This window comes from Pedobacter sp. Leaf132 (assembly GCF_920984695.1).
GTDB lineage: Bacteria > Bacteroidota > Bacteroidia > Sphingobacteriales > Sphingobacteriaceae > Pedobacter.
Genome location: NZ_CAKLBO010000013.1, coordinates 36,760 through 49,121 on the forward strand (window position 1 = coordinate 36,760; position 12,362 = coordinate 49,121).

At 38.4% G+C, this 12,362-nt stretch carries 7 protein-coding genes; 1 reads left to right on the top strand and 6 read right to left on the bottom strand.

The genetic code is table 11. From position 1 onward, the window contains the following. The first annotated feature begins 38 nt into the window (after window positions 1-38). Window positions 39-410 (top strand): DUF4260 domain-containing protein, encoded by a 372-nt coding sequence (locus LUA86_RS17935; protein WP_231465371.1) that lies wholly within the window; start codon window positions 39-41, stop codon window positions 408-410. 83 nt (window positions 411-493) lie between these two features. Here the strand turns inward: LUA86_RS17935 and LUA86_RS17940 are convergent, their stop codons facing one another. From LUA86_RS17940 to LUA86_RS17965, 6 genes are all read right to left on the bottom strand, one after another. Continuing rightward, window positions 494-1,417, bottom strand: a complete 924-nt coding sequence (locus LUA86_RS17940; protein WP_231465373.1) for a hypothetical protein — start codon at window positions 1,415-1,417, stop codon at window positions 494-496. A gap of 175 nt (window positions 1,418-1,592) precedes the next feature. Beyond that, complete coding sequence (locus tag LUA86_RS17945; protein ID WP_231465375.1) at window positions 1,593-3,365, bottom strand: aminopeptidase P family protein; 1,773 nt, start codon at window positions 3,363-3,365, stop codon at window positions 1,593-1,595. Between the two features lie 6 nt (window positions 3,366-3,371). Continuing rightward, complete coding sequence (locus tag LUA86_RS17950; RefSeq protein WP_231465377.1) at window positions 3,372-4,769, bottom strand: aminopeptidase P family protein; 1,398 nt, start codon at window positions 4,767-4,769, stop codon at window positions 3,372-3,374. A 218-nt stretch (window positions 4,770-4,987) separates the two neighbouring features. Beyond that, window positions 4,988-8,527 (bottom strand): family 43 glycosylhydrolase, encoded by a 3,540-nt coding sequence (locus LUA86_RS17955; RefSeq protein ID WP_231465379.1) that lies wholly within the window; start codon window positions 8,525-8,527, stop codon window positions 4,988-4,990. Between the two features lie 64 nt (window positions 8,528-8,591). Further along, window positions 8,592-10,874: a S9 family peptidase gene (locus LUA86_RS17960; protein WP_231465380.1), complete on the bottom strand. Its 2,283-nt coding sequence runs from the start codon at window positions 10,872-10,874 to the stop codon at window positions 8,592-8,594. Window positions 10,875-10,935: 61 nt separating this feature from the next. Next, window positions 10,936-12,345, bottom strand: coding sequence for an APC family permease (locus LUA86_RS17965; protein ID WP_231465382.1), 1,410 nt, complete (start codon window positions 12,343-12,345; stop codon window positions 10,936-10,938). Window positions 12,346-12,362: the final 17 nt, after the last annotated feature.

Sequence of the window (12,362 nt, forward strand, 5' to 3'; positions counted from 1 at the left end):
TTTAAAATTCATGAAATTTGATTATTAATCAAAAGACAATGAAAAAACTCCTTCAGGCAGAAGCCATCGTTCCATTTTTAATTTCAGTTCTACTAATCAATAATTTACCAATACATTTTGCATGGTGGGTTTGGATTCCTATCTTCTTAATCCCAGACTTGGGTATGTTAGGATACCTTGTAAATAATAAGATAGGGGCTTTTACCTACAACTTGTTCCATCATCAACTTGTGGCAATTGTTGTGGCATTTTCAGGTATGATTTTTAAAATACCTTACATGGAATTAGCAGGCCTTGTAATGCTTGGACACAGTAGCCTGGACCGTGTTATGGGCTATGGATTAAAATTTAATAGCGGTTTTAATTTTACACATCTGGGTATTGTCGGAAAAGAAAAGCATACCGCTTAATTTTTTTAAAAATCATCCATTCAAATCATTTCTTAAGGATTAGAAATCGTTGTAAAATTTAATAAAACGATGTGTAGCAACGCTTATTTTAAGGTTTTAGCGGGGATAACTGGGATATTATATCGATAGATAGCTGCATTTTTTCCTTCACTTATAGAATAATAAAATTTTCCATCTGGTGTAAATCCGACTGCTTCACCTTGAGGCTCCAGGATATAGGGAAGTTTTGTTGGCGGCCTATGCAAAGTTTGAGAGATAGATTCACGGCCATTTCTCAACCAATAGTAAACATTTGTATAAGTTTTTAAGATAATCTGTCGCCCATCACGAGATATATCGCCAGAAACAACGTACTTCCACATCCCTTTGCCAGGTAGAAAAAGGTTTCCTTCTTTTTTCATAGTAATGGTATCTCCGTCTTTAAAAGCAATTGATGCGGAGAACATTCCAACTGTATCTTGACGCTTAGAAACAATTATTAATTCTTTCGAAATCGGGTCAATCATTAAAGTTTCGGCATCTTGAGCACCATTGGGATACTTAAGATGAACAGCTTCACTTTTAATTTGCATCTTGTTTGAAAGCTTGCCTGGCTCTAAAAATCGGTAAACGGTAATGTAAGGACGGTTACTGCTATTATCGCCAATATCTCCAAGGTAAATGTAGTTTTGATTCTTTACAGGCCCGGGACCAGCGGCTATGTCTTCGCAATCCGTTACACCTAAATGTTTATTTGAAACATCTCCTTTAAAATATATTGTAGATATTAAATTGCCTTTAGCATCCATAGCGAAGAATCGTGATGTATCGCCACTATCATTATGCACGTAAATGAGATTGCTGTTTGCAACATACAAACCAGATATCTCGCTGATTTCTTTAGGAATAACTTTGAAACCCGTATTCTGCGCAAATGCATCGCTACAAAATATTATTAGCAAAAAGATAGATAAAACAATTTTGGCATGCGCCAATGTTACCAAACTACTTTTGTAAAGACGCATCATATATTAGGGCTTTGATTTGTTTGAGGCTAATTTGGTCATCCTTTTTTGCATCAACAAATCTATTCGACAAAAAAAATTAAAAGATTATAGAAAGCATGAAATCCAATAGCCATCTAAGCCAGCGCAAAGTTTGCTCTATTCCCTTAGAAGATGACCGCTTAACCAAAACTGGCTTTTAAATTGGCTTACATTTCTTTGCTAGCCATAACCGTTCATCTTCACTTAATTCAGCTTTCAATTTTTCGTAAACCATCGCATTGTATGTGTTTAGCCAACTAATCTGTTCAGCCGTTAATAGTTCGGAAATAACTATTGAAGTATCGATATAGGCTAGCGTAAGTGTTTCAAATTGCAAAAATGAACCAAAAAAAGTATTCTGATGTGCTACGGTTAACACCAGATTTTCTATCCTGACACCATGTTTACCTGGTCGGTAAATACCGGGTTCGATAGACGTAATCATACCTAAATCTACAGCTATAGCAGCATTTGATGGCCCGATATTTTGCGGTCCTTCGTGAACATTTAAATAATAACCAACACCGTGACCGGTACCATGACCATAATTAATTCCCTTTTGCCACATTTGCTGACGAACAATCCCATCGATTTGATAACCTCTTGTACCCTGTGGAAATTTAGCAGCCGAGCCCAATATCATGGCAGAAAGCACTAAGGTATAATCTCTTTTTTCTTCATCAGTGGTAATGCCGAGTGGCACCGTGCGGGTAACATCGGTTGTACCGTAAAAATAATGCCCGCCCGAATCCAATAGAAAAAGACCTTCCGGCTTGAGTTCACTATCACGCTCTTCATCAGGACAATAATGAGGCAAGGCTGCATGAGGGCCATAGCCTGCAATAGTGGCAAAACTTAAACCTGCAAAGCTTTTTCCGCCTTCGCGAAAAGATTTAATTTTTTCGGATGCTGATATTTCTGTAATCCGGTTTATCCCGATATTCTCTTCCAGCCATTTAAAAAAACGGGTTAATGCTATCCCATCCTGAATCATGGCCAATCTTGTATTTTCAATTTCAACCTCGTTTTTAATTGATTTTAAAAACACCGCAGGATTTATTTCTTGAATAATTTGCAGGGAGGGCGACAACAAATTGATAAACTGATAACAGGTTCGTTTGCCATCTAATAATATCGAACAGTTTTTCAGTTGCGAAACATCGGCAGCAATTTGCTCATAGGCTTTGATTGTAATATGGCGTTTGGTTAGCAGTATTGTGTCTTTATCAGTCAGTTTCTCCTTTTGGATATAAAGCGTGACCTCTTTCAGTGAAACCATTGCATAACAAAGTACAACCGGATTAAAGCTTACATCTTTACCACGGATATTGAAAAGCCATGCCAAATCATCCAAGCTCGATATGACGTGAACTTCGGCTCTGTTTTTCTGCATTTCAATCCGCAAATTCATAATTTTGCTTTCAAAAGTCTGCCCGCAATCTTTTTCAGGCAATAGATATGCTTGGTCTGTTGGCAGTGGCGGCCTACTCTGCCAAATATTTAAAAGCAGGTCAGCATCCTTTATCTGAATTTGCCTTGCACCTAAAGAAGTTTTAATCTCCGCTCCCAGCGCCATCGACATTAATTGATAATCGAATGCAACTGTTGAATTTAAAGGTAGCCTCGAACAAAGCCAGTCAATATATTCAGGTGTATGTTGAATTTTTAATTTTACCAGCTCATACCCACTACCCTCTAATTGCTGGTTGGCTTGTTCAAAGTAACGAAAATCTGCCCATAAGCCTGCAAAATTTGCCGTAATCACTAATGTTCCGGCAGATCCGGTAAAACCAGAAGCAAAATAAATGCATCTATAATAATCAGGCACATATTCACTCATGTGCGAATCGGATGATGGAATAATGTAAGCATCAATACCATTTTTCAGCATTTCTGCCCTAATGGCCATTAATTTATCCTGGTAAGTCATAAAAATTTAATAAGCCTGGCCTCTTATTGCTTCAACCTCATCAGCATCAATAGCTAAAGGTTTACCCAGCAATTGATAACCATCTGTTGTAATGCTGTAATTATTTTCTAATCTGATGCCGCTAAAATCTTTAAATTTCTCTACCGCATCATAATTGATAAAGGATTCAAATCTTTTCTCAGATTTCCATAAATCAATTAAATCCGGAATCATGTAAATCCCTGGCTCAACAGTAAGTACGTAACCCGGCTCAAGCGCCTTTCCTAGTCTCAATGATTTTAATCCAAAAAGCGTTTTTTCCTTTTTCAATGTTTCATCATAGCCTATATATTCCTCACCCAGGTCTTCCATATCATGCACATCTAAGCCCATCATGTGCCCGGTACCGCATTGAAAAAAAAGCGCATGTGCGCCCGCAGCAACCACTTCATTTACATCACCTTTCATCAGTCCCAAATCTTTCATTCCTTGTGCAAGGGTTCTGCAGGCTTCAAAATGTACATCAATAAAATTTTTACCTGGTGCTAAAACAGCTTCTGCATTTTGTAGTGCCTGCTGCACTATCTCATAAACTTCCCGCTGCCTGTTATCAAATTTTTTCCCTACCGGAAAAGTTCTGGTTAAATCTCCGCAGTATCCAAAAGCCGTTTCCATACCCGAATCATTTAACACCATTTGCCCTTCCATCATAGTATTACCATGATAATGATTGTGCAGAATTTCTCCATGTACACTTAAAATTATTGGATAGGCAATATTGCCACCCGTTTTAAGTGCTTCACCATGAATGATTGCTGCAATTTCTTCCTCTATCATCCCCGGTTTGGCACTACGCATAGCCAATAAATGCATATCAATGGTGTGGTTTACCGCCTTTTCAATTTCAATAATTTCTTCTACTGATTTAACCGACCGTTGTGCAGCAACCGCTTTGATGAAGCGAATAGATGCTGCTTGTTTTAAATTCGCAACTCCGATGTTAAATAAATCTGCAAGCTTGATTTTATTCTCTGCCCGGTATGGCGGCAGGAAGTTAACGGCTCTATTTTTATGAAGAGCATTTTTTATGTAATCTGCCAATTGATTAGCTGGAAAAACATGCTCCACACCAATATTATATGCTTTATCCTGAAGCGTTTGCTGCCTTCCCATCCATACCAAATCATCAATACTCATTTCATTTCCAAAAATGATTGTCCGGTTCTCATCGATATCGATAATGGCAGCCAATCCAGCCTGAGCTATTCCAAAAAAATAGAGAAATGTACTATCCTGCCTAAAACTATAGGTATTGTCGGTATAATTAAATGGGCTTTCTTCGTTTCCTAAAAAAAGAAGCAGACCAGATTTTAATTCTTGAGCTAAAGCTTTTCTCCTCGCGGCATATATATTTTTATCGAACATTGATATGGTATTTTTATATAGATGATGAAAAATTATGGATCAAAAGTAGTGAAACAGCACAAAAAACTTCTGCGTTTAAAAGTAAAAATGTAAAAGGATAAAATGCTGCACTGGCGGGGCGAACAATTGTAAACAGTGTTTTCATTATTAAATTACCAGTTATTTCTAATGAAGATTAAAAAGCCGTAATTAAACCTAAAAGAGATATTTTATCGTATTTACTTCTGCTGAATAATTTGAAAATTGCTAAAAGCACCATAGCCAAAATTTTCGCCATAAGTAGCGTGATAAACCCCGACCTGTAAATCTATATTGGTCAAATCATCTCTTCTCACCGGACTACCCGGAAGGTTTTTCCAGTCTTTACCATCGTTGCTACCACGCAGATAAAACGTATTTCCTATCTTTTGAATTTGAAGTTTTTTAAAAAAAGTCCAACCCGAAAGGTTATTGGTTTGCTTGCGTCCGCTTGAATTTAAATCGGTAACGATATTACCCACACCCCAACCCGGCATTATGCCATTTTGAAGCAGTTGTGTATTGCTTCCGGTAGCTTTAACCATAATTCCGGCTTCGTTTGCGCCGTAAGCTTTTTTTTGCGTCCATCCCAGCATATCAGCCAAGGTTACCTCTGCAACAAAATCTCCTTTCACATTGTGATAAACGAAAGGACCTAATCTTGCAGATCCATCCCAAAATGTGTTCTTTGAGATCATTTTTAAGATGCCGTTTTGCTGCGTTAATGTATCCGCATTGCCCATAAAGCCATCCCATGATGTTCCTTTCAAAACATCATTTGCAGCAGGAATGGATTGAGCTGTTCCAAATTGTTTTTTAACCAGAAACCGTGAAGAATCTGTTGTTACAGTGTAGGGCAAGGAACTTTTAGTTACATTCCCAAAATTATCTCTTGCTTTAACCGTGTAGCTATAGGTTTGCTGTGGCAAGGCAGTAAAATCAATATAGGTTGCCGATTGTTGCCATTGCTTCTGCTTTTTATCTTTTTCATCATTAAAAAGATATTCTAATACAGCTCCTGGCAATAGAGATTTTTGCGCTTCCATATAAACCATATTTGGCGTAACTGCCGATGGCTTTAAAGCAAACACAGCATTTAAATCAGTGGTATTCAAAGTTTTTTTCCAAAAATCGAATTCTTTTAAACATGCATCCTGGTTAAAGGCATCATTATAAATAACAATCGATGAAATTGCAGTTAGATGAACAGGGTTGCCACCAAAAGATTCAAGTAAAACAGAGGGATTTTTTTGTCGATTTACCACGAACGGATTGCCCGACAGCTTGCCATTGACGTAAACATTTAATTTACCAGAAACATAACTGCAAATTACTTGCTGCCATTTTCCATCTCCAGCTATTTGTACAGCCTTATTTCCATCCCCAAAATAAAAATTATTTATTGTTCCTTTTGAAGCTAAAATAGAGAAGATGGTTGTAAATGGTTTTGAAAAATTAAGCGCCCGGCCAATTTCTTTTCCAAGAATCAGTTTGGAATTGTTCTCTAAAACAAGTGCTATTTTCCCGGCAACATCAGCAACTTCTGCCTTTCCTTTTATTTCTAATTTACCTAAGGCAGCGCCGTCATTTTCCCAGGTATCTGCCTTTCCATAATCGAGGTTTTTCGCAGTTGCATAAACTGTTGTATTATTACTTAAACCTTTAGTAAAACTGGCAGATATCTCCTCTTCGGTTAGCGGCCGGTCGTAAATTTTTAGTGAGGCCAGTGCACCAGAGAAACCTGCCGTTCCATCGGCGTTGCCGCCAATCAAAAACCTGGTTAGTTTATTGATAAAAAGCATTCTTCTTTCTGCCCTATCTAATTTTCCATCTACATAAATATGCTCCATTGTTCCATCAAAAACCATGGTAACCAAGTGCCACTGCTTCGATTTTGGCAATTGTTTATACCCCAAATCAGCCCAACCGGAATGAATGGCAGCACCAGTATTTTTTCCATTGCCATAACCTATCGCCACATTGGTTAAGTTGTCTCCACCTTTTGGTGTCCAGGTTACAATAGTTTCCTCTTTTTCTATGTCAGGATTGAGCACCCACATACTTACGCTGTAACTACTGTTTCCAAGTAGAGATAAAGGTGCTGTAACCGATGAAGTCATTCGTTCTCTACCTGAAAAAACTAAGGCTTTCTTTCCGGCTATCATTGCAGCAATAGGTTTATTTACGCCTTCGGCAGAAAATTTACCAGCTAATTTGCCTTTATTAAGAACAGTCGATGCTGTTGTACCTACCCTCAACTGGCTTAATGTTAAATCAATAAGCAATCCTTTCGAGTCGAATCCTTTTAAAGATTTCCAAGGTTTAATTTTGGTATTCATCATCGGTTTATAAGCCGGATTATCAAAAACCTGTATGTTCCATATTCCCTTGTTTAAACCCGGGTATTCTGTATGTAAAATAGTGGTGCGAAGGTATCGGGCTTTAACATTTCCAAAATCAATCATCGGACTACCATGTTGGGTATTTTTGCTCTTATCTGCGTATAGTTTCCAGATTTTACCACCAAGCGAGTATTCTATTTTATATTGATAGTACCATGTAGCATATTCAAATTGGGTGTGTACACTTTTAACCTGTTGAGTTTTGCCCAAATCGACTTGAATCCATGCAGAACCGACATTATTTTTAGCTTTCCATAAGGTGCCATTATTGTTATCAAAGGCAAAATCTACCTTAAAATCTCTATCGTAAAATGAAGATGCAGAAGCTTTTTTCCCTAAAGCTAAGTTTGGGTGGGGATTTTCATTTTTAGCCAGATAACCAATACCTGCATGTGTTGGTATCAGTCTCAAAATATTGCCTTTTTCATCAAAAATGATTTTATCAGCGGCAACTTGCCTATGGTAACCACCATCATTATGCGGATTATTGTGCCGGTGATAAATCAAATAAAAATCATCGCCCTGCTGTAAAACCGATTGATGCCCAGGACCATGAACTGTTCCATCGCTATTTGTTGCTAAAATTGGATTATCTAAAGCGTATTTAAAAGGCCCCATCGAATTGGTAGCGGTAGCGTATTGTACCCTGTAAGTACTATCCTCACAATAACCTGAAGAATAAGTTAAGTAGTATATGCCTTTTCGCTTAAAAACAAATGGTGCTTCAAAAAAATCTTTAGCATCAGTATTTGGAATCTGCGCTAATTTTGAAAATGATTTCATGTCGTTATTTAGTAAACCAACACCGCAGCCATGGTTGGGATAAATACCCCACGTACCCCAATACATATAATATTTTCCATCGTCATCTTTAAAAGTCTGCCCATCTAAAGTAATTACATTGGGCACTAAAAAATTTGGAACAATTGGTTTACCCGGGGCCAAGAGTGGTGTCCATGGCCCAACCGGTGTTTTTGATGATGCACCAAATATTTCTACGGGCTGACAGTAGTAGAGGTAGTATTTCCCATCCGGACCCAAAGTAGCATCAGGTGCCCAGTAATGATGCGTAGTTGGCCAGTTCATATCTTGCAAAGTCCAATTTACAAAGTCTTTTGAAGTCCATACTTGTGATGGCCCAAAACCGCCTCCATTACCATCTGTTGTGGCATATATATAATAGGTATCTCCAAATTTCTTTACCGTAGGATCAGCAAAGTAACCTGGAATAATAGGGTTACCATTTCCTTTAGCTAAGTACGAGGTTTGTGCCCTTAAGGCTGAACCAGATAATCCCAAAAGAAAAAAAATGAGTAAGCTGTTGTAAATCTTTTCCATGTTGATTGGCAATGATTCCGATTTACAAAATCAGAAAGTTTTGCTAAAAAAATCGTATTGTAAATTACTTTACTGGTGCCACTAAATTTACTTTTGGTGTTTCTGCATTTAGCAAGTGTTTGATAAAGAAGTCTCTTTTGCGTCGCCTGCCGTACACGCCACCATCGCTATGCCCCATACCTGGAATGCTCAGAATATCAAAATCCTTGTTTGATTTAATCAAGGCATCAGCTAAACGATAAGTAGATTCTGGCGGAACATTCTCATCGGCTTCGCCGACAATCAAAAATAAATCGCCCTGAAGTTTTGAAGCATTGGTAATGCTTGATTGTTCGGCATAATGCGGCCCAACCGGATAGCCCATCCATTGCTCATTCCACCATTGTTTATCAATTCGATTATCATGACAACCACATGCAGAAACTGCAGCTTTATAAAATTCGGGATGAAACAGTAAAGCGCCTGTAGAGTTTTGTCCGCCAGCGGATGTACCGTAAACTCCAATTTTGTTAATATCTGCATTAGGATATTTAGCAGCCATCGCCTTCATCCACAAAATTCGGTCTTCAAAACCTGCATCGGCTAAATTGTGCCAACAAACATCATGAAAAGCTTTTGACCGATTGGCTGTGCCCATGCCATCAATTTGCACTACAATAAAACCCAGCTCTGCCATACTTTGCATTTCGCTTGCGGGCAGAAAATTTTTGGGCACAAAACTATCTTGTGGTCCGGCATAAATATTTTCTATAATGGGATATTTCTTTGCCGGGTCTATATTTGATGGAAAACAAATTACGCCCCAAATATCCGTTTTAGCATCTCTGCCTTTTGCCACAAAAACTTCGGGCAACTTAACGCCGGTTTTTAGAAAAGGTGCTAATTCGCCATGCTCCAGTTCTTGTATTTGTTTCCCATTAATGGTTAACTTTAATTTGCTTATCGGTGCAATGTTTACCTGCGAATAAGTATCAACATAATATTTTCTATCTGGAGAAAAAGTAAGGCTGTGGTTGCCTTTCTCGGGCGTTAAGTTTATCAAACCTTTCCCATCAAAACCAATTCTATAATAATGGATAAAATATGGGTCTTCATCAGCATTTATTCCACTTGCTCGGAACCAAACCTGCCTTTTCACTACATCAACGCTGTCAATATCACGCACAACCCAATTGCCTTTAGTAATAAGTTGTTGTTTGCCTGTTATCCCGTTTACCAAATACAAATGACGCCAACCATCTTGTTCGCTTGTCCAGATGATTTCATTAGTTTTAGGCAAGTAACGCGTGTAAATTCTGCTTTCGTAAATAAATGTTTTGGTTTTTTCGTCAATGATGTTTCTGGTTTTTCCGGTTTCTACATCAACCTCAATTACCCGAAAACGCTGGTGGCCGCGGTCGGCCTTTTCATAAGTGTAATAGCGGTTGCTGTTATTGCGCCAATGTAACGGCTGCGGACCGAAAAAATCGATTGGTTCCACATCAACTTTTGTTGCTTTTTTGCTGGCAACATTAAAAACATAAGGCTGGTACGATGTAAAATCATCTCCGGGCTGTGCATATTCTCTGGATTTTAATTCTCCTCGTGTGGTTCCTGGTACAGAGCTTAATACATAGTATACTTTTTTAGTTTCCTTCGGATTGATTTTGTAAGCGATGATTGATTTTCCATCAGGCGACCATTCAAAATTACCAAAAGGTTTATCTGCTGTTCCATCGGTACTTAAAACGGTTTCTTGTTTTGAAGCTAAATTAATAAGCACCACATTACCGCCGCGAATTTCGATTTCGTTTTTGCCATCTGGCGATTTACTTATTGATGGATTCCACTCCCAGCGAGAATGCTTTTGCTGCAGTGGGGTTTTAGCATTATAGCGAAATACAGTCGAATCGGCAGTAGTGTTTACACTGTAATCGGTTAAATTGATTACATACCATTGGTTTTTTATTTTAAGTTTTAATTGGTTTGCATCCGCAAAATATAAATCAGGTAAACGCAAAGCGGATGTTTTTCTTTCGGTAGTTTTTTCGATATTTTGGGCTAACCTTTCGGCATCAAAAGCCGATGTTCTTTTTCCGGTCTCCGCATCAACATAAAAATATTCCCAGTTTTTGTTAGGCAGATTTTTCTTGTACCAAAAAGCCGTCCCATTTTTTAACCACACCGGAACAATTTCGTTATTAGTAGGAATGTTGCGCAAAAGCGTATCCAATTTATTGGCTCTGCTGTAAGCCTCGGCAATATCTTTAGCTGTGGGTGCATACTGCAACTGGGCATAAACAGTTGCACAGCAAAAATGTAGAAGCGTTATGGTAATCAATTTTTGAAACCGGAGTTTAAATTTCATTGTAGCTGTATTAAGCTGTGAATATAAAAGAGGATAATATCAATGCCTTAACCTGCTGATTTTACTTATCAGGATTAAATCGCCTGATTAAATAATAAACTGGAATACCAGCTAAAGTGATAATGAGACCCGGCCATGTAAATTTTGGCTTAAATATGATAAGTAAAATGCAGAAAGATAAACCCATAAGTATGTAAATAATGGGTAATACCGGATAACCAAATGCCTTGTATGGTCGTTCTGCGTTTGGTCTTTTTTTGCGGAGAATGAAAATCCCGAATATGGTTAACATGTAAAAACCAACCACAACAAAAGAGATCATATCCAGCAAGTCTCCATATTTACCACTTAAGCACCAAAGACTAGCAAAAATGCACTGAATCCATAAACCAAACCCTGGCACAGCATTTTTATTAAGTTCGGTTACTTTTTTAAAGAACAGTCCATCTTTACCCATAGAATAATATACTCTGGCTCCGGCCATATTTAATCCGTTATTGCATCCGAAGGTAGATACCATGATCATCACTGCAATAGTAATGGTACCAACGGTGCCAAAAATGCCATTTGCTGCTGCAACTGCTACACGATCTTTATCTGCATAAGCTATATCATGCAGGCTTAGTACACCCGTGTACATCACGTTAGTAAGAATATAGAGTACGGTAACGATGATGGTGCCAAGGGCTAAACTCAAGCCGATATTACGAGCCGGATTTTTGATTTCTCCGGCAATAAAAGTTACATTGTGCCATGAATCACTGCTAAAAATAGAGCCTACCATCGCAGCCGCAATTGCGCCAAATGCTGCAAATGTGGTATAGGTTGTAATGTTTCCATCTGCCGAAAGCGAACCGAGCGTCCACATATTATTCCAGTTGGCTTTCCATATATCCTGATCAAGAAAAAACAAACCAAAAACAATTAACCCAAACAAGCTTAATAACTTAGCTACGGTAAAAGTGGTTTGTATGGTTTTACCTGCGCTTACGCCCCTGCTATTTACGTAGGTAAGCAATACAATTACGCCTATGGCAAGCAGCTGCGCCGGTGATATGGTGAGAAATCCTAAATCTACTGCAACTAAATCTTCGCTTAGTGCGGGCAAGAGGTAGGCGGTAAACTTCGCAAAAGCCACACCCACCGCTGCAATGGTAGCGGTTTGTATCACTGTAAAAAAGCTCCAGCCATACAGAAAGCTTACTAAAGGATTGTAGGCCTCTTTCAAATAAATGTATTGTCCGCCGGCTTTTGGAAACATAGCGCTCAGTTCCCCGTAACTTAATGCGGCCGTTAATGTCATAAAGCCGGTAATTAACCAAACCACCAATAACCATCCCGAACTGCCTACATTTCGGGTAATATCGGCACTTACAATAAAAATTCCTGAGCCAATCATACTACCTGCAACCAGCATGGTGGCATCCATTAATTTTAAGGTAGGCTTAAATTCTGTGGTTTCTTGTTTCATTGATGGTTTAGTTTTCA